A 22,872-nucleotide genomic window follows, 5' to 3' on the forward strand; every position below is an offset into this window, starting at 1 on the left:
CACCTGAATCTGACGCCCGCGGCGATGCCGCGGGCTCTCTGTCTCCCGCGCGGCGGGTTCCTCCTCGGATCGGATGCTCTCGATGACCACGACTCCCCACGTCCTGGCCAATGGTGATTTCGCGCAGAACTGGAGCAATGCCGGCCTGATCACCGCCGACGACAATTGGTCGGGGGTCGCCAGCATCGTCGGCTATCGCGGGGACGACGTCACCGCGCTCGTCGGCGCCGATCCGCAGACGCTCACCGGCGATGGCACGATCACGCTCGACGTCAACGCCAACCAGACCAGCCCCAACACCTTCACGACCGGCGGCGTGGCCGAGTTCGCGCTGGCTAACCCGAGCGTGGCGCTCTCGGGCTCCGGCACCGCGGATGCCCCGAGCCTCGTCCTCTATCTCGACTCGCGCGGACGCTCGAACGTCACCGTCTCCTACACCCTGCGCGACCTCGAGGACGGGGGCGACAACGCCGTGCAGGCGGTGGCGCTGCAGTACCGCCTCGGTGACAGCGGCGCCTGGACCAACGTGCCGGCCGCCTTCGTGGCCGATGCCACCGCCGGGCCGAACGCGGCCGGCCCCGACACGCGCGTCCAGGCGGTGCTGCCGGCCGCCGCGAACAACCAGGCCAACCTGCAGGTGCGGGTGATCACCTCGAACGCCACCGGCAACGACGAATGGGTCGGCGTCGACGACATCGGCGTCACCAGCAGCGCCGGGACGGCCCCCGCGCCGACGGCCCCGACCCTGCTCGCCCCCGCCGCCTCCCTCGCCGGGTCCGCGACGGCACCGGTCGGCACCGGGAGCCTCACGCTCACGCGCCTCGGTGCGATCCCCGCCACCGGCACCAACAACGCGGATGGCGGCGCCGAGGTCGTGACCTTCGATCGCGCCACTGGCCGGCTCTTCACCCTGAACGCCCGGGACGGGCGCATCGATGTGACCCGGATCGGCGCGGACGGTTCGCTGACAAGCGTCGGCGGCATCGCCCTGACCGCGCTGCCGGGCTACGGCGGCGCCAACACGGTGGCGGTCCGCAACGGCGTCGTCGCGGTGGGCTACCAGAACGCCGACCCGCGCCAGAACGGCGGCGTGGCCTTCTTCGACGCGACGAGCCTCGCCTCCCTGCGCGCGCCGGTCACGGTCGGCAACCTGCCCGACCAGCTCAGCTTCAACGCCGATGGCACCAAGATCCTGGTCGCCAACGAAGGCGAGCGCGCCACCGTGGGCGGCACCGCGGTCAACCCCAACGGCTCGGTCTCGCTGATCGACCTCTCGGGCGGCGTCGCCGCCGCCACGGTGGCGACCTTCGATTTCGGGACGCTGGCCGGCCAGGAGGCGGCCCTGCGCGCCGCGGGCGTGCGGCTGCCGCCCGGCGCCAACGCCATCGCCGACATCGAGCCGGAATACACCACGATCAGCGGTACCACCGCCTACGTGACGCTGCAGGAGGCCAACGCCGTCGCGGTGTTCGACATCGCCGGCACCGCGCCGGTGCTGCGCGCCATCAAGCCGCTCGGCACGATCGACTTCTCGCTACCGGGCAACGAGCTCGACGCCTCGGACGACGGCCCCGCGACCCCGGCCGCGATCCGCCTGCGCAACGAGCCGGTCTCCGGCCTGCCGATGCCGGACGCCATCGCCTCCTTCACGGCGGCGGACGGCCGGGTCTACTTCGTCACCGCCAACGAGGGCGACGCGCGCAGCGACGACAGCGACGTGGCGCGCCTCTCCTCCCGCACCCTCGACCCGACCGCCTTCCCGAATCGGACCACGCTGCAGCAGGCTGCCGAACTCGGGCGCCTCAACGTCTCGACCATCGACGGCGACAGCGACGGGGACGGCGACCTCGACCGCATCGTGACCTTCGGCGGGCGCGGCATCTCGATCTTCCGCCAGGAGGCGGACGGCACCATCACCAAGGTGCGCGAGACCGGCGGCGAGTTCGAGAAGATCATCGCCCGGGACTTCCCGGCGCTCTTCAACCAGAACCAGGGCAACGGCCAGGTCGACGACCGCTCGGACGACAAGGGGCCGGAGCCCGAGGGCGTCACGATCGGCACGGTGGCCGGGCGCACCTACGCCTTCGTCGGCCTGGAGCGGGTCGGCGGCGTGATGGTCTATGACGTGACGGTGCCGGCCGAGGCCCGCTTCGTCACCTACCAGCCCTCCGCGAGCGGGCGCACCGACGCGGCCCCCGAGGTGCTGACCTTCATCTCCGCCGCCGACAGCCCGACCGGCCAAGCGCTCGTCGTCTCGGCCAACGAGGTCGGCAACACCACGACCGTCTATCAGGCCGCCCCGGTGCTCACGGCCATCCCGCTGATCCAGGGCTCGGGCGCGGCCTCGGCGCTGGCCGGGCAGACGGTCACGACCTCCGGCATCGTCACCGCGGTGGCGAGCAACGGCTTCTACCTCCAGGACCCGACCGGCGACCGCAACGCCGCGACCTCGGACGGCCTGTTCGTGTTCACGGGCAGCCGCCCTTCGGTCACGGCCGGCGATGCCGTGCTGGTCGGCGGGCAGGTGCAGGAATTCGTGCCCACGGGCGCCGCGCGCGGCTCGTTCTCGGTGACGCAGATCGGGGCGAATCCGAGCGTGAGCGTGGTCTCGCGCGGCAACGCGCTGCCGGCGGCGGTGCGCATCGGCGGCGCGGGCAACCTGCAGCTGCCGACCGAGGATCTGGCGGCCGGCTCCGCCTTCTGGGAATCGCTGGAGGGCATGCGCGCCACCGTCACGGCGCCGCTCGCCACCGGCCCGACCAACTCCTTCGGCGAGATCTTCGCGGTCGCGGCCGGCGGCGCGGGCGCGACCGGGCTCAACCCCGGCGGCAACCTGCTGATCCGCGGCGGCAACCCGGTGCTGGGCTTCACCAACAGCGTCGGCGGCGACTTCAATCCCGAGCGCATCCGCCTCGACCCGGGCCTCGGCGTCACCCTGCCGACCATCGACACCGGCACGCGCTTCAACGACGTCACGGGCGTCGTCAACTACAGCTTCGGCAATTACGAGGTGCTGGCGACCGACCCCGTCACCATCGCGACGCCGAGCCCGCGGGTGAAGACCGGCGGCACGCTCACGGGCGACGCCGAGAACCTGCTCGTCGCGAGCTACAACGCCGAGAACCTCGACCCCACGGACGGCCCGGCGCGCTTCGCCACCATCGCCTCCGAGGTGCTGGGCCGGCTGAACGCGCCCGACGTCATCGCGCTGCAGGAGATCCAGGACAACGACGGGCCGGGCAACACCGCCTCCACCGTCACCTCGGCCTCGCAGACGCTGCAGCGCATCGTCGACGCGGTGGCGGCGGCCGGCGGCCCGTCCTACGCCTTCATCGACAACACCTACATCGGCGACGACACCAACGGCGGCGAGCCGGGCGGCAACATCCGCACCGCCTTCCTGTATCGCACCGACCGGGTGAGCCTCGTCCCGAACTCCGCCCGCACCATCGCGGCGGACGGCAGCCCGATCACCTCGGGCTCCTACACCGACCAGCAGACCAACCCGAACAACCCCTTCTTCGGCTCGCGCCCGCCGCTCGCGGCCGACTTCGTCTTCAACGACCAGACCGTGACGGTGGTGAGCAACCACTTCACCTCGAAGGGCGGCAGCGGCGCCCTGTTCGGCTCCGAGCAGCCGCCCTTCGACGCCGGGCAGGTCGCGCGCGCCGCGCAGGCCCAGGCGGTTAACAGCTTCGTGGACGGGCTCCTCGCCGCGAACGCGCAGGCCCGGGTGGTCGTCGCCGGCGACCTCAACGATTTCGGCTTCGAGGAGCCGCTGGCGGTGCTCAAGGGCGAGGCCACGCTCACCGGCTACACCCAGGCCGGGACCGGCGCGACCCTGACCCGCGGCGGCACCGCCGTGCTCAGCGACCTGCAGGACACGCTGCCCGAGAACCAGCGCTACGACTACGTGTTCGAGGGCAACGCCCAGACCCTCGACCACCTGCTCGTCACGGCCTCGCTCGGGGGCGCCGCGCAGTTCGAGGCGGTGCACATCAACGCCGACTTCGCCGACCAGACCAGCGACCACGACCCGCTCCTGGCACGGTTCCGCATTCCGGCGGTCCCCCGCACGCTGGTGGGCACCGCCGGTCCCGACACGCTGACCGGCGGCGCCGGGAACGACACGATCCAGGGCGCGGCCGGCAACGACGTGCTTCAGGGCGGGGCCGGCGTGGATCAGGTGTTCGGCCAGGACGGCGACGACACGGTGCGGGGCGGCGAGGGCGTCGACTTCGTCTCCGGCGGCTTCGGGGCCGACAGCGTGCTGGGCGAGGCCGGCAACGACTTCGTGTTCGGCGACGACGACGACGACTTCGCCGACGGCGGCGCCGGCAATGACACCGTGCGGGGCGGCAGCGGCTCCGACCGCGTGTTCGGCTCGGCCGGCAACGATCAGGTCTTCGGCGAAGGCGGCAACGACTTCGTCGGCACCGGCGAGGGCGACGACTTCGGCTCGGGCGGCTTCGGCAACGACGAGGTGCACGGGGAACTCGGCAACGACCTTCTGTTCGGCGACGACGGCGACGACGGGGTCTATGGCGGGGAGGGCAACGACCGGGTCTACGGCGGCACGGGCCGGGATCTGGTGAGCGGGGATGCGGGCAACGACCAGCTGTTCGGCGAGCAGGACGCGGACGTGCTGCTGGGCGGGGCGGGCGACGACTACCTGTCGGGGGGCTCGGGCGACGACCAGCTGTTCGGGGGCGCGGGGGCGGACCTGCTGTTCGGGAACGCGGGCGACGACGCGCTGTCGGGCGGTCTGGGCTCGGACCGGTTCGCGCTGGGACGCGGGGACGGCACGGACGTGATCCGGGACTTCGTGACGGGAGGCGCGGAGCGGGACGTGATCGCCTTCAACGGGGGGGCGTTCGCGTCGTTTGCGGCGGTGCAGGCGGCGCTGCGTCAGGATGGGGCGGACGCGGTGCTCGCCTACGGGGCGGGGGACACGGTCCGCCTGCAGAACGTGCAGGCCGCAAGCCTCTCCGCCGACAACTTCACCTTCGCCTGACGCTTGCACGCAGAACGGCTCGCCACGGCGTTTCGTGGCGGGACCGTCGCCGCACCGGAGACCGGCCGCCCGATCGTGGGGGCGGCCGGTGCCGCGGTCGGCGCGTGGCGTGGGCGCGCCTCGGTACGGCCACGCGAACCCGTCAATCGCACGCTTGCACGTAGCGGCCCTTGCGTGGGCTGAAGAGCATGTCGCAATCGCCGTGACCGGCATACGAGCTCATGAAGTAACCGCCGGTCGGATACCCCCAGCCGGCGTGGTGGTAGCCTCCGTGCCCATGCACGCCGCCGTGCCCCCACCCGCCGTGGTGGCCGCCGGGATGAGGTTCGCCGACCGCGATCCCGCGGCCGCCCCCGACGCCGCGGCCGCCATGGCCGCCGCGGGCTTCGGCACCGCCCATGCCCGCCGTCATGCCCGCCGTCATGGCCGCGAGCGCGAGGCTCGCCATCATCATCTTGGTTGTGGTCACGATGTGTCTCCTTGGTTGAGACACGGATCGTGCGCGTCGCGCCGCCTCGCGACCGTGATGGGCATCACACACGCGCGCGCACGCCTCGTCGGTGTGCCGCCGGATCGGCGCGTGCGGCCCGCCGGCGTCAGGACACGAACATTACGCCCATCTCGCCCGGGCGCTGCCAGACCACGCGACAGCAGATCTTTGCACCGTCGGCCCCATAGGTGAGCGTCAGATCCTCGACGATGTCGGGCGCTGCCGGCACCAGCAGCCTCGCGCCGCCCGCAGAGATGTCGCGCAGAATACAGTCGAACTCCGCCTGGGTGCCATGCACCAGGACGCGAGCATTCTCCGCCAACAACAACCGTGCGTCGAGTCGACGTTCCTGCATTCGGGATCACTCCCACTTCTGTGGTGACTCGGTACCCGAACAAGAACTCCGCAGTCCAGATTCCGTCAGGTGATCATTGGATCAGCGTGAACAGAGTCTGCCCGCAGACATGCGAAAGTCGGAGTGCTGTCCGACCGGCGGTTCGATCTGACCGTGGACCCCCGGGCCTCCCGCGGCATCGGCCCCCAAGCCGGACGATGCCGTGGCGTGGCGAAAGATGATCGGGAGCCGTCGTGCGGGAGCAAGGCCATGCGCAGCACGCCAGGGCCGTTCGCGCGGGCAACCTTTGCCGCGCGCAACAATTATCAAGGGCCGCGCATCTGTGCCGGATCTACGGCCGGGTGTACGATCAGTCATGAATATGAACCAGATGAACCCGCACAGCCTTTGGAACTGGTCGCAGATCGCAGCGCTGACCTTGCTCGCGCTCGGACTGGCCGTCGCCGAGGCTCTGTAACGCCGCTTGACGGCGGAGCCAGCGCCTTCTTCGGGGAGGCCGGCCTTGTCGCGCGAGATCCGCGCCTCCGCACTCTTCAGCGCCTGCGGTCAGTTCCGCCATCGCCTCGACCGCTCGTGGTCGGACGAGCCCCGCGCGCTCGTCTGCGGCTGCAACCCGAGCATGGCCGGCACCGCGCGCAACGACCCGACGGTCTGCCGCCTCCGCGCCCTGCTGCGCGACCGGCCCGGCCTCGGCGGCTTCACGCTCGTCAATGCGGAGGAGCGGATCGCCACCGATCCGGCCGACCTCGCGCGCTGGCTCGCCGGGCTCCACCTGCCCGCCCTGCAGGCGCAGCGTCGCGCCAACCTCGCGCGCATCCGCGCCCTCGCGGCGGAGGCGGCCCTCTGCATCGTGGCCTGGGGCAACCTCGTGCCGCCCGGACCGCCCGCGGACCGCGTTGCCGCGGCGTTGTCGCTCGACGGACGTCGCCCGCTCTACGCGTTCGGGTTTGTGGGGGACGGCGCGCCGATCCATCCGCTCGCCCGCGGCCGCTCGCGCGTGCCGCTCGGCGCGCCGCTGGTGGAATGGCGGGTCGGGGAGGGATAACGCCCGGCCGGCGCAGCGTGAGCGCCCCGTCGCTCTCCCCGGGCAAGGGGGCAGGCGGCACCCTCGGCCCTCGGCCACAGGCGGGTGCGCGGCGAACCTGTGGCGCGCGGCCGGGTGGGCCGCATCCGCGCGGTCGCGCCCGCATGACGGTTGGCCATCACTTTGCAGACATGGTCCGTCGTCTATAGATTCGCCGGGCCGCAGCTTCGTCATCTAAGCGCGAAGGTTGAGGGCTCTCTATGCCGGGGGACGGACTGCGCGCTGCCGCTGTGCCACCATGGATCTGACCGACCGCGACCTCAAACCCATCGGGCTGACGGCCAGAGTTCAGCTCTGCGTCGTTCTGGCGGTCGTCGGCCTCGGCTTGGCTGTTCTGTGGTACGGCCGTTCCGGCCGCGTGGAGCCCGGGGTCGTGGTCACGACCAGGCCGGTCTCAGGGTCGCCCCGCCAAGGTGTCCCCCTCACCGAGGCGCAGCTCACGACCTTGTCGACCGAGACGGTCGTGCAGCGGCAGTTCTACGAAGAGATCGCCACGGAGGGCAGGATCAGCGTCGACGAGTACCGGGCCACGCCGGTCTTCTCGCCCTATCCCGGCCGCGTCGTCCAGATCTTCGGCCGCACCGGCGAGCGCGTCGAGCAGGGCCAGCGCCTGTTCTCGATCCAGGCAAACGAGATGGTCCAGGCCCAGAACGACTACCTCGCGGCCCTCAACGTCCTCAACAAGAGCCGCTCGCAGTTCAATTTCGCCACCTCGGCCGAGAAGCGTCAGCGCGACCTCTACGAGACGCGGGCCACCACGCTGCGCGAGCTGCAGAGCGCCCAGAACGACCTGACGAGCGCGACGAACGACCTCAGGACCGCCGAGGTCGGGCTGGAGGCGGTGCGCAACCGGCTGCGCATCCTCGGCCTCTCCGACGCGGACATGACCGCGCTGCAGCAGAAGGGGGCGATCAACCCCGAGACAATGATCAACGCGCCGCTGAGCGGCACGATCATCCAGCGCAGGATCGGCCCCGGCCAGTACGTCACCACCGGCGGCTCGGATCCGTCCTACGTCATCGGCGATCTCTCGAAGGTCTGGCTCGTGGCGCCGCTGCGCGAGCCGGACAGCACCAAGATCACCCTCGGCGAACTGGTGCGTTTCCGCGTCCTCGCCTTCCCGGACCGGATCTTCGAGGCGCGGGTGAACTTCATCGGCTCCTCGGTCGATCCCACGACACGCCGCATCAATGTGCGGGCGGAGGTCGACAACGCGCAGCGCCTGCTCAAGCCCGAGATGTACGCGAGCGTGCGCATCGTCACCGAGCGCGACGATGCCTTTCTCTCGGTGCCGCGCGCGGCGGTGATCTACGAGGGCGACCGGGCGAGCGTCTGGGTGCTCGGCGAGGGCAACGCGGTCGAGAGCCGCCGGATCAGGCCCGGCATCGTGAGCGGGGGCAACGTCGAGGTGCTCGATGGGCTCAAGGAGGGCGAGCGGGTGATCGCGAAGGGCGCCCTCTTCGTCGAGCGCATGACCGCTACGGAGTGAGGCCACCGCGATCGGCATTGAGCCTGCGGGGCGCGCGGGTAATCTCGGCGGGCGGGGGGCTTGCGCTCCTCCACCATGCCCAGGGATACGATCGCGCTGTGTTCTCCCCCGACGCTTGGCGGCGCAACACGCCGCTCTACGAGGCCACCCGCACCCTGCCGTTCAACCGCGAACTCGCGGACGGCACGCTGCCGATGCCGGCGTTCCGCCACTACATCGTCCAGGACGCGCACTACCTCGTGGGCTTCGCCCAGGCGCTGGCGCTCGCCGCCGCCAAGTCGGACCGTCCCGACCACGTCGTCCAGTTCGCCACGGCGGCGGTCGTGGCGATCGAGGTGGAGCGGACCTTGCACACCGACTACTTCACCCGCTTCGGCCTTTCGGCCGCGGAGGTCGCCGCCACCGCGCCGACGCCGGTGACGCATCACTACGTCTGCTTCCTGCTCGCGAGCGGGTTCCGCGAGCCGCTCGCGGTGCACCTCGCCGCCCTGCTGCCGTGCTTCTGGATCTACCGCGAGATCGGGCGCGACATTCACGGGCGCGCCGGCTCCGACAATCCCTACAGGGCCTGGATCGACACCTATGCGGGAGAGGACTTCTCGCGCGCCGTAGACGCGATGATCGCGGTCAGGAGCGAGGCGGGGGCGAAGGAGCGGGACGCGATGCACGCGGCCTTCGCGCGTGCGGCGCAGCTCGAGTGGATGTTCTGGGATTCGGCCTACCGCGAGGCCACCTGGCCGGTGTGAGCGAACGGCAGCGGTCAGTCCCAGACGAACTCGCGCCGGCCCCCATCGAGGTTGATCATGGCCCCGTTGATGAAGGCGGCTTGGCGCGAGCACAGGAAGGCGACCAGGGCCGCCACCTCCTCCGGCTTGCAGAAGCGGCCGATCGGGTTCTGCGCGGTGATCCGTTCCCGCATGTCGGCCGAGAAGGTCTGGATCAGGTCCGTCTCGACGTAGCCCGGAGCCACGCAGTTGCAGGTCAGGCCCGCGCGCCCGACCTCCTTGGCCACGACGCGGGTGAAGCCGGCGATGCCGGCCTTCGCGGCCGTGTAGTTGGCGTTGCCCGGCCGGCCGCCGCCCGCGACGTTCATCGACGAGGTGTTGACGATGCGCCCGAACCCGGCGGCGCGCATCAGCGGGATGGCGGCGCGGGTGCACAGGAAGGTGCCGTGCATGTGGATGCGCACCATCCGGTCCCAATGGTCGAGGCTCATCGCCTCGACCGCATGGCCGACCAGCGTGCCGGCCACGCCGGCATTGTTGACCAGGATGTCGAGACGGCCCTCGCGTGCCGCGACCGCCTCCAGCATTGCCGCCACGGCCGCCTCGTCGGTGACGTCGCAGCCGAGGCTCCAGGCCGGATGGCCGGCCTCCGCCAGCCGTGCGGCGGCCTCGGCCGCCGCCTCCGCGTCGCGATCCGAGACGACGATCCGGCAGCCTTCCGCGGCCAGTGCCTCGGCTTCCGCGAGGCCGATGCCGCGGGCCGCACCGGTGAGCAGGGCCACCCGCCCGTCGAGGTCGAGGTTCACAGCCCCGTCTCCACCGTGCGGATCGCGGCCGCGAGGCTCTCCGGCGTGGCCGGGCGCGCGAGGTGGCGCATGTGCGGCGCGGCGAGCGTCGGGCCGGTGATCGCCGCGATGTCCGCCGGCGTCGGCTCCGGAAGGCCGAGATCCGCGAGCCGCACGGGCAGGCCGCAAGCGCGGCAGAAGGCTGCGATCTCGGCGGCCGATGCGGTGTCCGATCCCTCGTGCGCGATCTGGACCAGGGTGCCGTAGGCGACGAGTTCCCCGTGCAGGGCGCCGGCGAGCCGCGGATGGGCCGTGAGCCCGCGGGTCAGCGAATGGGCGAGGGACAGGCCGCCCGATTCGAAGCCGAGGCCCGAGAGCAGCACGGCGGCCTCCACCACCGCCTCCAGGGCCGCGTCGGGCGCGCCCCGCTCCGTGCAGGCGAGGGCCGCCTCGCCGTCGCGGCGGATCGTGGCGTAGCAGGCATCCGCAAGCGCGAGCGCGGCGAGCGGCGTCGTGCCGCCGAAGAAGTTGCGCCCGCCCGCCGCCGCGCAGGCCCGCGCCTCGAAGGTCTTGGAGAGCGCGTCGCCGATCCCGGCCGCCAGCAGCCGCCGGGGCGCCCGGGCGATGATGGCGGTGTCAACCAGCACCACGTCCGGGTTGTGGGGCAGCATCAGCACCTCGCGGATGCGGTGGTCCTCGTCGTAGACGACGATGAGCCGGCTCGTCGGCGCGTCGTTCGAGGCGACGGTCGGGACGACGACGATCGGCCGCCCCAGCGCCCGGGCGACGCCCTTGCCGGCGTCGATCGCCTTGCCGCCCCCCATGGCGACGACGAGCCCGGCGCCGGCCTCGCGGGCGAGCCCGGCGAGGCGGTCGATCTCCGCCAGAGTAATCTCTCCGGCAAAGCGCGCCACCGGGGCCTCCGCGAGGGGCGATCCCTCGCGCTCCAGGGCGACGGGATCGGCGACCACGAAGGGCGCGCGCCCGAACTCTTCGACCAGGCCGGGGAGTTGCGCGAGCGCGCCGGGGCCCTGGATGTATTGGCGCGGGGCGCCGAGGATCCGCATCGACATGGTCGGCCTTTGCATTGTCAGCCTTTCATGGCCCCGGCCGCGAGGCCCTGGATGAAGAAGCGCGACAGGAGGGTGAACATCAGGAAGAGCGGCGCGGCGATCAGCGTCGCGCCGGCCATCACCTCGCCCCAGCGCAGTTCGAACGAGCCGATCATCGAGGCGAGCCCGACCGGAAGGGTCTTCTGCGTGTCCGACGAGATCATCACGAGCGCGTAGGCGTAGTCGGTCCAGGAGAGCAGGAACGAGAACACCGCGACCGTCACGATGCCGGGGGCGGAGAGCGGCAGCACCACGCGCAGGAAGCTGCCGAGCCGCGTGCAGCCGTCCACCATCGCGGCCTCTTCCAGTTCGAACGGCATCGCCTTGAAGAAGCCCCAGAGAAGCCAGACCCCGAGCGGCAGGGTCAGCGTGCAATGCGCGATGACGAGCGACCACAAGCTGTCGGCGAGCCCGAGGCTGACGAAGATCCCGTAGAGCGGGATGGCGAGCAGCATCGGCGGGAACATGTAGGCGTAGAGCATCGAGCCGATGATCAGCATCTTGAACGGCATCGCGAAGCGCGTGACCGCGTAGGCGATCACGATCGAGACCACGAGGGTGATCGCCACCACGGCGAGCGCGACCAGCACCGAGTTCCGGAACTGCTGCGGGTAATCCGTCACTTCCAGGAGCTGGCGGTAGCTGTCGAGCGACAGGGAGTGCGGCACGAGGCTCGGGCGCGCGAACAGCCCCTGCGGCTCGCGCAGGCTCGACAGGATCATCCAGTAGATCGGGAAGAACGACCACGCGGCGATGGCAAGCGCGGCGAGCCCGATGCCGATGCGCTGGGGGGCGGAGCGCCTCACCGCTTCTCCTCCAGGGGAAACAGGCGGAAATAGACTGCGACGAGGGCGGTCAGGATCAGGAACGAGACGGTGGCGACCGCGGCACCCCCGCCGACGTCGAACAGCGAGAACGCCTTCTTGTAGGCGAGGATCGGCAGGTGCTCGGTGGCGCCGAGAGGGCCGCCCCGGGTCAGCAGCCAGACGATGTCGAACTTGTTGAACATCCAGATCGCCCGCAGGAGGATCACCACGGTCAGCACCGGCTTGAGCTGCGGCAGCGTGATGTGGATGAAGCGCGCCACCGGCCCGGCCCCGTCGACCCGCGCCGCCTCGTAGAGCGCGGGCGGGATCGTCTGCAGCCCGGCGAGCACGCAGATCGTCACGAACGGCGTCCACAGCCAGACGGAGGCGAGCACGACCGAGAACATCGCGGTCGCGGGCTGCTCGAACCACGGGATCGTGCCGAAGCCGAGGTCGCGCGCCAGCACGGTGACGAGGCCGAACGAGCCGTCCGCCATCCACTGGAAGGTGAGCGCGACGACGACGGTGGGCAGCAGGTAGGGGAGGGTGGCGAGCCCCCGCACCAGCGGCCGGCCGAGGAAGGGCTGGTTCAGCACCATCGCGAAGGCGATGCCGATCACCACCTGCAGCACGATGGACAGGAGCGCGTAGGTGAGCCCGTTGCCGATGGCACGCCAGAATTCCGGGTCCGCCACCACGCGCGCGTAGTTGCCGAGCCCGACGAAGCGGGGCTCGGCGATGAAGGACGAGGCTTGGTGGAGGGAGAGCCAGAGCGCGTTCGCGACCGGGCCGCCGACGAACAAAGCCGTCAGCCCGAGCCCGGCCGCGAAGAAGGCCCAGATCACCCAGTCGTGGCGCGAGCGCATGCGGACCGGCGCTCAGGCCGCGATGACGCGGTTCATCTTGGCCACCGCCTCGGCCACGCAGGCCTCGGATGGCATGTTCTTGAGAACCTTGTTCTGCAGCATCTCTGGGAAGACGAAGGATTCGAACACCTTGGCGGGCCGCAGGTCCGGCACCGGCCCCTCCGTGTCGATCGACCGGATGGTGATGGCCGGGTCGTCGAGGAAGCCCTGCATGGTCTTCACCGCCTCGGCGTGCTTCTCGATCAGCGGGTGCGCGCGCCAGCGCGCGTCGTCGTAGATGTCGAGGCGCGGCGGCTGGAAGTGCAGCGGGGCCGAGTGCAGGAAGTTGATGTAGTGCGCGTCCGAGAACCATTCGAGGAAGCGCACCGCCTCCTCGGCCATCGCCGTCTTGCCGACGACCCAGCCGTCGTAGCCGTGGTTGACCGCGGCCGCCTTCCCGGCGCTGTCGGGGTAGGGCATCATCCCGTACTTGTCGGCGAGTTGCGGCGCACGCTGCTCCAGCACCTCGATCAGCCGGCCCGCATAGGGGGCGTGGGCCGCCTGTCCGGCCGAAAACGCCGCCGTGATCGTGCCGAAGGTCGCCTGCGTCATGCCGGGCGGCATGGTCTTGGCGAGATCGCCGAAGAAGTCGAGGTAGGCCGCGGTCCTGCGGCGGTTCTCGTCGCTCGCGAAGGTGTTGGTCCAGTCCTTGTCGAACAGCGAGACGCCCTCGGCCCACAGGTAGCCGAGGCTCATCCAGTTGGTGGCGTCGTTGCTGCCGATCGGCGTCGCCATGCCGAAGCGCTGGCTGCCGCCGTCGGTCGAGGCCAGCCTGCGGCTGTTCTCCAGCAGCTGCGCCCAGGTCTTCGGCCGCTCCAGCTTGGCTTGGTCGTACAGGTCCTTGCGGTAGAACAGCCAGCAGAGATTGTAGTCGTACATGTACCAGTAGTGCTGGCCGTTCACCGGGAAGAGGATGCGCTTGCCCCACTTGTGCTTGTTGACGAGGTCGGTGATCGGGGTGAGCTGGCCCTCGTTGGCGAGCGTCAGCACGTGCGCGACGAAGATCAGTGTGGAGATGTCGTAGGGGCGCCCGCCGCGGATCGCCGCGACCGTGCGGGTGTAGGCGTCGCCCGACGGCACCGTGTCGATGACGACGCGGACGCCCTTCTCCTTCTCGTACTGCGCCGCCGCGACCCGCAGCGCGCGCACCGAATCGACCGCCGGCTCGGCGTTGAGGAAGCGGATCTCGCGGGTCTGCGCGCGCAGGGCCGGCATGGGGAAGGCCGCGGAGGCGGCGGTCGCGGCACCGGCCACGATCACGGACCGGCGCGTCGGTGATCCACCCTTCGGTTCGTTCGTCATCGGGGTCTCCTCCAGGGGTTTTTCGGCTGTCGCCTCTTCTCCGCCGGGGGCGGGCGGGCTGTCGGGTATCGCGGCATCCGCCCTGCCGCACGGGGTTTCAGATTACGGCGAGCGCCTCGCCGGCGCGGTCGAACAGGTGCAGGCGCCCGGGCGGGGCGGCGAGCCGGACCGTCTCGCCGGCCCTCACCGCGTCGTCGCGGCCCGTCACCGCCCGCATGGGCTGGCCGGCATCGAGGACGAGCACGCTCTCGTTGCCCATGCGCTCGACATGGACGACCCGGGCCGGAAAACCCTCCGCCGACAGGGCGAGGTGCTCGGGCCGGATCCCGATCACCGCCTTCTCGCCGGGCGAGAGCCGGGCGCCGCCGCCCGCCGCCGGCAGCGGCAGCGGCAGGGCGAGGGAGCCCGACCGGAACACCATCCCGCCGTTCTCGGCCGCGACTTCGCCCTCCGCGAAGTTCATCTCCGGCGAGCCGATGAAGCCCGCGACGAAGCGGTTGGCCGGGCGGTCGTAGACGGCGAGCGGCGCGCCGACCTGCTGCACCACCCCGTCCTTCATCACGCAGATCCGGTCGCCGAGCGTCATCGCCTCGACTTGATCGTGGGTGACGTAGATCATCGCGGTGCCGACCTCCCGGTGGAGGCGGGCGATCTCGTCGCGCATGTGGACGCGCATCTTGGCGTCGAGGTTCGAGAGCGGCTCGTCGAACAGGAAGACGTCCGGCTCGCGCACCAGCGCCCGGCCGAGGGCCACGCGCTGCATCTGCCCGCCCGAGAGCTGCCGCGGCTTGCGCGCGAGCAGCGGCTCGATGCGCAGGATCGCGGCGGCGCGGGCCACGCGGTCGGCGATCTCGGCCTTGCCTGCCCCGCGCATGCGCAACCCGAAGGCGAGATTGTCGTAGACCGTCTTGTGCGGGTAGAGCGCGTAGTTCTGAAACACCATCGCGACGTTGCGGTCGCGCGGTTCGAGCCGGGTGACGTCGCGCGCGCCGATGCGGATCGTCCCGGAACTCGCCTCCTCCAGCCCGGCGATCATCCGGAGCGTCGTGGACTTGCCGCAGCCCGAGGGGCCGACCAGCACCATGAACTCGCCCTCCGCCACCGTGAGGTCGACGGAGCGCACCACGACGAGGTCGCCGAAGGCCTTCGTGACGCCGCTGAGGCCGACCGAGGCCATGGCTCACCCTCCCGCGAGTTCGGCGTGGATGCGGTGGTTCAGGGGCGCCAGCGCCGCCTGGATGTCGCGGTAGAGGGCAAAGCCCCGCTCGTAGACGGCCACCCGGCCGGGATCCGGCTCGTGGGTGGCGACGACCCGGATCGCCGCCTCCGCCGCGGCCTCGTCGGCGAAGACCCCGATGCCGACCCCGGCGAGCAGCGCCGCCCCGAAGCTCGCATCGGCCACCGCCGGCAGTTCGACGCGTACGCCCAGCACGTCCGCGAGGATCTGGCGCCAGAGCGGGCTCCTCGCGCCGCCGCCGGTGAGCCGCGCCACCTCGAAGCCGAGGCCCCGCGCGCGCAGCACCTCCAGGCAGTCGCGCAGCGAGTAGGAGATGCCCTCGTAGAGGGCGCGCACGAAGTGGCCGGGCCCGTGGTTGAAGCCGATGCCGACGAAATCCGCCCGCAGCAGCGGGTCCCAGTGCGGGCTGCGCTCGCCGTTGAGGTAGGGGTGGAAGAACAATCCCTCGGCCCCGGTCGGCGTCGCGGCGGCGAGCCGCTCCATTGCGTCGAAGGCGGCGGTGCCGTCCTCGCCCTCGCGGCGGAAGAAGGTGTCGCGCAGCCACTTGTGGGCCGAGGCGCAGGAATTCGTCGCCGTGATCACGTACCAGTGGTCCGGAATCACATGATAGTAGTTGATCAGGTCGGGTTCCGGCACCGCCCGGGGGGAGAGCACGCTCACCGTCGCGGCGGTGGCGAGCTTTGCGACGCCGAGCCCGGGGCGCATCATCCCGGCCCCGTAGGTCTCGACCGCCGTGTCGGAAGTGCCGCAAATCACCGGCGTGCCGGCGACGAGCCCGGTCGCCCGGGCGGCGGCCGCGGTGACGCCGCCGACCTGCGCGCGGGGCTGGACGATCGGCGGCAGGGTCTCCATCGGCCAGCCGATCAGCCCGCACAATTCCTCCGACCACGTCACGGTCCGCGCGTCGAGCATCAGGGTGCCGAGCGCGTCGATCGTGTCGGTCTCGAAGCCCCCGGTGAAGCGCGACCGCAGCCAGTCCTTGGCGAGGTACATCCGGCGGACGCGCGCGAAGGCCTCGGGCTCGTTCTCGCGCAGCCACAGCATCTGCGGCAGCGTCCAGGTCGGGTTGGCCCGGTTGTAGCCGATCTCCAGGATGCGCCGGTCCGCGCGCCCGCGGAGGGATGCGGTCTCGGCGCGGGCGCGCTGGTCGTTCCACAGGATCGCCGGGCGGATCACCCGGCCGTCCGCATCCTCCAGCACCTGCGTGTGGGCGCCGGCGGAGAAGGACAACGCCGCGACGCGCGAGGCGTCGCCGCCCGCGGCGACGAGCGCCCGCGGCACGGCGTCGATGGCCGCGCGCCACCATGCGTGCGGGTCCTGCTCGCTCCAGCCCGGCTTCGGCGCCGCCGTGGCGACCGGGTGCGAGGCCTCGCCCGCGAGCGTGCCGTCCGGGGCGATCAGGCTGGCCTTGAGCGAACCCGCGCCGAGATCGATGCCGAGGAGCAGGGGCGCGCCGGTCACGGCCGCCTCCGGGAAAGCGGGCGCGCCTCAGCCACGGCGTACCTCGATCGCGCCCGGCGCGGGCCGCAGGCCGAGCTTGCCCGGGTTGAGGCGGTTGTCGGGGTCGAGGGCGTCCTTGATCGCCTGCAGGACGTCGAGCCCGGTGCCGAGTTCGCGGCGAAGATACGGGTTGCGGAAGAGCCCGGCCCCGTGGTGGTGGGCGAGCGTGCCGCCCTCCTCGAGCGTGATGCCCTCGATGGCGTCCCAGAGCCGCGCATGGAGCGCGAGGCCCTCTGCGTCGGGCATCGGCGGCAGCCGGATCGTCATGTACTGGCAGGAGCCGTCCGCGTAGGCGTGCGACCAGTGCGCCCCGAAATGCATGCCCGGGCAGATGGCGAGCGCCGCCTCCCGTGCCCGCGCGTAGAGGGCCGGCAGGGCCGACCAGGGCGCGCAGACCTCGATCGTGTCCATGAAGTAGCCCGCCTCCTGCCACTTGGCGGAGTAGGACAGGTAACGGTTCTCCTGCCAATGGCGGTAGGGGGCGTCGCCGGTCTCCACCGCGCCCTCCTCGGCCGCGAGGCTGAGCGCCGCGTCGCGCTCGGCCGCCGCCAGCGCCGCCGTCCCGGAGAACATCAGGATGCCCATCACGGGATGCCCGTCGAACTCCGCGAGCCCGGCCGCGCGCTCCCGGCTCTCGACCGGGTCGTAGAGGCGCAGCACCAGGGGGCGGATCTCCGCCTGCATGATCCGCCGCGCCGCATTCCAGGCCGCCTCCAGACCCGGGAAGGCCAGGACGTGCCCGGTCTCGACCTCGGGGCGGCGCCAGATGCGCAGCGTCAGTTCGGTGATGATGCCGAGCGTGCCCTCCGACCCGACGAAGAGGTCGATGAGCGAGGGACCGACCGAGCGGCGCGGCACCGGGCGCACCACGAGCGGGCGCCCGTCCGGCAGCACCGCCTTGAGCCCCACCACGATGTCCTCGATCTTGCCGTAGCGCGAACTCGCCTGCCCGCCGCCCCGGCAGGCGGCCCAGCCGCCCACCGTCGAGATGTGGATCGATTGCGGCAGGTGGCCCGAGGTCCAGCCCCGCGCGTTGAGGGCGGCCTCGAAGGCGCCGCCGTTCATGCCGGCCTCGACCGTCGCGAGCCCGTTCACCTCGTCGAGGGAAATCAGGCGGTCGAGGCGGGTGAGGTCGAGCATCACCTCGCCGCCGAGCGGCGTCGTGCCGCCGAGCACGCCGGAGCCGAGGCCGAACGGAATGATGCGGTGGCCGTCCCGGGCGGCAAGCCGCACCACCTCGGCGACCTCCTCCGCGCTCGCCGGCCGCACCACCGCGCGCGGCACCGTGCCGGGCAGGCCGCCCGACCGCGCCTTGAAGATGCCGAAGGGCAGGCGGTCGCGGGCGTAGCGCACCAGGGTGTCGCGGTCGGTCGCGACGTGTCCGTCGCCGACGAGGGCGCGCACGGCCTCCAGCGTGGCCGGATCGGCGGCCGTCATTGCGGACGGCTCCCGGCTGTCGCACCGCGCGTCATGCCACCCTCCCTGCTCTGGCGTCGATCGCCCGCGTCGAGCGCTTGAACAATCGTTTGTCCAACGCTACGCCCCGGCCCAGCGTCTGTCAATCGGCGGGTGGGGCGGTCGAGGCCCGCACCACGAGGTCGTCGGGGGGCAGCACGATGGTGCCGCCCGACGCCTCGCCGCGGATCAGGCCGATCAGCATCTCGGCCGCCTTCTCGCCCATCTCCTGCGTGGGCGTGCGCACGGTCGTCAGCGCCGGGTAGACCATGCTGGCCACCGGCGCGTCGTGCAGCGCCACGACCGACATCCCGCGCGGGACCGCGATGCCGGCGGCGTGCAGCACCCCGAGCGCTCCGGTCGCCGAGATGAGGGAGGCCGCGAACACGGCGGTCGGCTGCGGCTCCCCCGAAGCCAGGAGGCGCTGCATCGCCGCCGCCCCGCCCTCGACCGAGTAGCCGGCCGGCTCGACCGGCGCGCTCTGGGGATCGAGCCCGGCCTCGGCCAGGGCCGCCCGGAAGCCGGCGAGCCGGCCCTGGCCGTTGTAGCCTTCGAGGCGCCCGGCGAGGTGCGCGATCCGCCGGTGGCCGAGGCCGACGAGATGCCCGACCGCCATGCGGGCCGCGCGCTCGTTGTCGAGGACGACCGCGTTCGCGGCGCCCGCCGCCTGCCGGTTCATCAGAACGAACGGCACCCCCGTCCCGCGCAGTTCCACCAGAAGATCGCGGTCCGAATCCAGGCTCGCGACCAAGAGGCCGTCGACGCGGTGGGTTTCCGCGAGGCGCCGGTAGGCCCCGCCGATCCGCTGCCCCGAATCCCGGTGGGCGATCAAAAGCGAATAGGCGAGTCGTCCGGCCGCGAGTTCGGCGCCGCGGATGGCGGAGGAGAACACCGGGTTGTCGAGCTGGGGCACCACGATGCCGAGCGTCGCCGTGCGCGAGGTGCGCAACCCGCGCGCGAGGGCGTTCGGCTGGTAGTCGAGCGCCTTGGCCGCCTCCAGGATCCGCGTCCGCGTCTCGCTCGACACGCGCTGCTGGAGATTGCCCGTCAGGACCCGTGAGACGGTCGACACGTCGACGCCGGCGAGTTGTGCCACATCCCGCAGTCCCGACTTCCGCCTTCGCATCGCGCGAGACCCCCCGCCCCATCGGGGGCAGCCTAGCGCGATTTGATCGTGCGGGCGCCGTCACGCGAGGAGGGTCCGCCCGTCACCGGCGTGGAGATGGTTCAGGCGGGTTCGGCGACGTGGTCGTGATGACCGGTCGGTGCGCCCTCGCCGTGCCGCTTGAGCGGCCGGTTCCCGGTCAGGCCGCGCAGCAGCACGTAGAACACCGGCGTCAGGAACAGCCCGAAGGCGGTGACGCCGATCATGCCGGAGAACACGGCGACGCCCATGGCGCTGCGCATCTCCGATCCGGCCCCGGTCGCGGTGACGAGCGGCAGCACGCCCATGATGAAGGCCATCGACGTCATCAGGATCGGGCGCAGCCGCAGCCGGCTCGCCTCGATGGCGGCCTGCAGCGGCGAGCGTCCGGCGAATTCCAGCTCGCGGGCGAATTCCACGATCAGGATGGCGTTCTTGGCCGAGAGGCCGACGAGGACGATCAGGCCGATCTGCGTGAAGACGTTGTTGTCGCCCGCCGACAGCCAGACGCCGAACATCGCCGCGAGCAGGCCCATCGGCACGATCAGCAGGATCGCCAGCGGCAGCGCGAGGCTCTCGTACTGCGCGGCCAGCACGAGGAAGACGAGGATCAGCGCGAGCGGAAACACCCACACGCCGGAATTGCCGGCGATGAACTCCTGGTAGGTCAGGTCGGTCCATTCGAAGGCGAACCCGCGCGGCAGGGTCTCGGCCGCGATGCGCGCCGCCGCGGCCTGCGCCTGCCCCGACGAGTAGCCGGGGGCCGCGCCCGCATTGATGTCCGCGGACAGGAAGCCGTTGTAGCGCATGGCCCGCTCCGGGCCGGCGGTCTGGCGCACGCGCAGCAGGGCCGAGAGCGGCACCATCTCGCCCGAGCCGGCCCGCACCTTCAGGAGCCCGATGTCGTCCTGGCGGGCGCGGAACGGCGCGTCGGCCTGGACGCGGACCGAGTAGGTGCGGCCGAACCGGTTGAAGTCGTTGACGTAGAGCGAGCCGAGATAGATCTGCAGCGTCTCGAACACGTCCGTCACTGGGATGCGGAGCTGGCGCGCCTTGGTCCGGTCGATGTCGGCGAAGAGCTGCGGCACGTTCATCTGGAAGCTGGAGAAGAGGCCGGCGAGCTCCGGCGCCTGCGCGGCCCTGGCCAGGAAGGCCTTGGTGGCCTCGTTCAGCGCCTCGTAGCCGAGGCCGGCCCGGTCCTCGATCTGCAGCTTGAACCCGCCGATCGTGCCCAGGCCGTTGACGGGCGGGGGCGGGAACATCGCGATGAAGGCCTCCGGGATGGCGGCGTACTTCCGGTTGAGCGACTGCGCGATCGCCGCCCCGTTCAGCGCAGGGTCCTTGCGCTCCGCGAAGGGCTTGAGGGTCGAGAACACGATCCCCGAATTGGAGCTGTTGGTGAAGCCGTTGATGGACAGGCCCGGGAAGGCGACGGCGCTCTCGACGCCGGGCTCCTTGAGGGCGATCTCGCTCATGCGGCGGATCACCTCCTCGGTCCGGTCGAGGGTCGCGCCGTCGGGCAGCTGCGCGAAGCCGACGAGGTACTGCTTGTCCTGGCCCGGCACGAAGCCGCCGGGGATCCGCTGGAACAGCAGCACGGTCACGCCGACGAGCCCGAGGTAGAGCAGCATCATCGCGCCCTTGCGCGAGACGACGGCACCGACGCCGCGCCCGTATCCGCCGGAGGCCCGCCCGAAGGCCCGGTTGAAGCGGCGGAAGAACCAGCCGAGGAGCGTGTCGAGGACCCGGGTCAGGCGGTCCTTCGGCGCGTGGTGGTCCTTCAGGAGCAGCGCCGAGAGAGCAGGGGACAGGGTCAGGGAGTTGATCGCCGAGATGACCGTCGAGATCGCGATGGTCAGGGCGAACTGCTTGTAGAACTGGCCCGTCAGGCCGCTGATGAAGGCGAGCGGCACGAAGACGGCGACGAGGACCAGGGCGATGGCGATGATCGGTCCCGAGACCTCGCGCATCGCCTGGTAGCTGGCCTCCCGCGGGGAGAGCCCGCTCTCGATGTTGCGCTCGACGTTCTCGACCACCACGATGGCGTCGTCGACGACGATGCCGATGGCGAGCACCAGGCCGAACAGGCTGAGCGCGTTGATCGAGAAGCCGAAGACGTGCATCACCGCGAAGGTGCCGACGATGGAGACCGGCACCGCGAGTAGCGGGATGATCGAGGCCCGCCACGTCTGCAGGAACAGGATCACCACCAGGACGACGAGGGCGACCGCCTCCAGGAGCGTGTGGATGACCGCCTCGATCGAGGCGCGCACGAACTGCGTCGGGTCGTAGACGATCTGGTAGTCGATGCCCTCCGGCATGGTCTTCTTGATCTCGGCCATGGTCCGGCGGACCTCGTCCGAGATCTGGATCGCGTTCGAGCCCGGCGATTGCGAGATCGGGATCGCCACTGCCGACTTGTTGTCGAGGAGCGAGCGCAGGGCGTAGTCGGAGGCGCCGAGTTCGATCCGTGCGAGGTCGCGCAGCCGCGTGATCTCTCCGTCCGCGCCCGTCTTGACGACGATGTCGCCGAACTGCTCCTCGCTGGTCAGGCGGCCCTCCGCGTTGAGGGACAGCTGCAGGTCGAGGCCGGGCACGGCCGGCGACGCGCCGATGACGCCGGCCGCCGCCTCCACGTTCTGCGCCTGGATCTCCCGCACCACGTCGCTCGCGGACAGGCCGTGCTCGGCGACCTTCTGCGGATCGAGCCAGATCCGCATCGCATAGTCGCCGGAGCCGAAGAGCTGCACCTGACCGACGCCGTCGAGACGGGCCAGGCGGTCCTTGATGTTCAGCACCGCGTAGTTGCGCAGATAGGTCATGTCGTAGCGGCCGTTCGGCGACACGAGATGCACCACCATGGTCAGGTCGGGCGACGACTTCACCGTGACGATGCCGAGCTGGCGCACGATCGCCGGCAGGCGCGGCTCGGCCTGCGAGACGCGGTTCTGGACGAGCTGCTGGGCCTTGTCGGGATCGGTGCCGAGCCGGAAGGTGACGGTCAGCGTCATGATGCCGTCCGTCGTGGCTTGGCTCGACATGTAGAGCATGCCCTCGACGCCGTTGATCTGCTCCTCGATCGGCGTCGCGACGGTCTCGACGATGACCTTGGGGTTCGCGCCCGGGAAGGTCGCGCGGACCACCACCGAGGGCGGCACGACGTCCGGGTACTCGGAGATCGGCATCGCGAACAGCGAGAGCAGGCCGCCGCTGAAGATGAGCACCGAGATCACGCCCGCGAAGATCGGGCGGTCGATGAAGAACTTGGAGAAATTCATGCCGCCCTCCGGGGGCGAGAGGAAGTCACGGGCAGGAGCTGCCGCGCACGAGTCGGATCAAGGTGATTCACGGGATCCCCTCTGCCACACGGGAGAGGGGAACGGTGATTGACTGTCGAACTCTTGCTTAGATCCAAGCAGAGATTTCGATGTGTTGGATCTTGCGGACGTCTAGCGAGGCGCGCCGGCCC

16 protein-coding genes are annotated in these 22,872 nt (G+C 71.2%); 4 read left to right on the forward strand and 12 right to left on the reverse strand.

The features are described 5' to 3' along the window. Positions 1–82: 82 nt before the first annotated feature. Positions 83–5,014 (forward strand): choice-of-anchor I family protein, encoded by a 4,932-nt coding sequence (locus MFF61_RS25495; protein ID WP_238240459.1) that lies wholly within the window; start codon positions 83–85, stop codon positions 5,012–5,014. Positions 5,015–5,156: 142 nt separating this feature from the next. Here MFF61_RS25495 and MFF61_RS25500 read toward each other — a convergent pair whose 3' ends face one another. Beyond that, on the reverse strand, positions 5,157–5,483 hold the full coding sequence (locus MFF61_RS25500) for a hypothetical protein (protein ID WP_238240460.1): 327 nt from the start codon (positions 5,481–5,483) through the stop codon (positions 5,157–5,159). A 127-nt stretch (positions 5,484–5,610) separates the two neighbouring features. Beyond that, positions 5,611–5,859 carry a PilZ domain-containing protein gene (locus MFF61_RS25505; protein WP_238240461.1) on the reverse strand — a complete coding sequence of 83 codons (249 nt, stop codon included), beginning with the start codon at positions 5,857–5,859 and terminating at the stop codon, positions 5,611–5,613. A gap of 502 nt (positions 5,860–6,361) precedes the next feature. Between MFF61_RS25505 and MFF61_RS25510 the strand changes: the two genes are divergently transcribed. From MFF61_RS25510 to MFF61_RS25520, 3 genes are all read left to right on the forward strand, one after another. Beyond that, positions 6,362–6,904: a DUF1643 domain-containing protein gene (locus MFF61_RS25510; protein WP_238240462.1), complete on the forward strand. Its 543-nt coding sequence runs from the start codon at positions 6,362–6,364 to the stop codon at positions 6,902–6,904. A 277-nt stretch (positions 6,905–7,181) separates the two neighbouring features. Beyond that, complete coding sequence (locus tag MFF61_RS25515) at positions 7,182–8,432, forward strand: efflux RND transporter periplasmic adaptor subunit (RefSeq protein ID WP_238240463.1); 1,251 nt, start codon at positions 7,182–7,184, stop codon at positions 8,430–8,432. A gap of 98 nt (positions 8,433–8,530) precedes the next feature. Further along, positions 8,531–9,178, forward strand: a complete 648-nt coding sequence (locus MFF61_RS25520; RefSeq protein ID WP_238240465.1) for a TenA family protein — start codon at positions 8,531–8,533, stop codon at positions 9,176–9,178. A 14-nt stretch (positions 9,179–9,192) separates the two neighbouring features. On the opposite strand, the gene MFF61_RS25525 is transcribed toward MFF61_RS25520, so the two are convergent. The 10 genes from MFF61_RS25525 to MFF61_RS25570 all read right to left on the reverse strand — a co-directional run bounded on the left by MFF61_RS25525 (position 9,193) and on the right by MFF61_RS25570 (position 22,681). Further along, on the reverse strand, positions 9,193–9,963 hold the full coding sequence (locus MFF61_RS25525) for an SDR family NAD(P)-dependent oxidoreductase (RefSeq protein ID WP_238240466.1): 771 nt from the start codon (positions 9,961–9,963) through the stop codon (positions 9,193–9,195). Further along, positions 9,960–11,015 (reverse strand): glycerol dehydrogenase, encoded by a 1,056-nt coding sequence (locus tag MFF61_RS25530; RefSeq protein WP_238240467.1) that lies wholly within the window; start codon positions 11,013–11,015, stop codon positions 9,960–9,962. The genes MFF61_RS25525 and MFF61_RS25530 overlap by 4 nt, the downstream gene beginning before the upstream one ends. Positions 11,016–11,032: 17 nt before the next feature. Next, the gene (locus MFF61_RS25535; protein ID WP_238240468.1) at positions 11,033–11,860 is read right to left on the reverse strand and encodes a carbohydrate ABC transporter permease; all 828 of its coding nucleotides are present in this window, start codon (positions 11,858–11,860) and stop codon (positions 11,033–11,035) included. After that, positions 11,857–12,726, reverse strand: coding sequence for a carbohydrate ABC transporter permease (locus MFF61_RS25540; protein ID WP_238240469.1), 870 nt, complete (start codon positions 12,724–12,726; stop codon positions 11,857–11,859). Before MFF61_RS25540 ends, MFF61_RS25535 begins: the two co-directional genes overlap by 4 nt. 12 nt (positions 12,727–12,738) lie before the next feature. Continuing rightward, a complete protein-coding gene (locus MFF61_RS25545) occupies positions 12,739–14,067 on the reverse strand; it encodes an ABC transporter substrate-binding protein (RefSeq protein ID WP_238240471.1) in 1,329 nt (442 codons plus the stop codon). A gap of 97 nt (positions 14,068–14,164) precedes the next feature. Continuing rightward, the gene (locus tag MFF61_RS25550; protein ID WP_238240472.1) at positions 14,165–15,244 is read right to left on the reverse strand and encodes an ABC transporter ATP-binding protein; all 1,080 of its coding nucleotides are present in this window, start codon (positions 15,242–15,244) and stop codon (positions 14,165–14,167) included. 3 nt (positions 15,245–15,247) lie between these two features. Further along, entirely contained in the window at positions 15,248–16,765 is a 1,518-nt protein-coding gene (locus MFF61_RS25555) for a xylulokinase (RefSeq protein WP_238240473.1), read from the reverse strand. 27 nt (positions 16,766–16,792) lie between these two features. Next, the gene (locus tag MFF61_RS25560) at positions 16,793–18,241 is read right to left on the reverse strand and encodes an FAD-binding oxidoreductase (protein WP_238240474.1); all 1,449 of its coding nucleotides are present in this window, start codon (positions 18,239–18,241) and stop codon (positions 16,793–16,795) included. A 121-nt stretch (positions 18,242–18,362) separates the two neighbouring features. Continuing rightward, positions 18,363–19,355, reverse strand: coding sequence for a LacI family DNA-binding transcriptional regulator (locus MFF61_RS25565; protein WP_238240475.1), 993 nt, complete (start codon positions 19,353–19,355; stop codon positions 18,363–18,365). Positions 19,356–19,486: 131 nt separating this feature from the next. Beyond that, the gene (locus MFF61_RS25570; protein WP_238240476.1) at positions 19,487–22,681 is read right to left on the reverse strand and encodes an efflux RND transporter permease subunit; all 3,195 of its coding nucleotides are present in this window, start codon (positions 22,679–22,681) and stop codon (positions 19,487–19,489) included. Positions 22,682–22,872 lie beyond the last annotated feature (191 nt).

It is taken from the genome of Methylobacterium isbiliense, from assembly GCF_022179325.1.
Classification (GTDB): domain Bacteria; phylum Pseudomonadota; class Alphaproteobacteria; order Rhizobiales; family Beijerinckiaceae; genus Methylobacterium; species Methylobacterium isbiliense.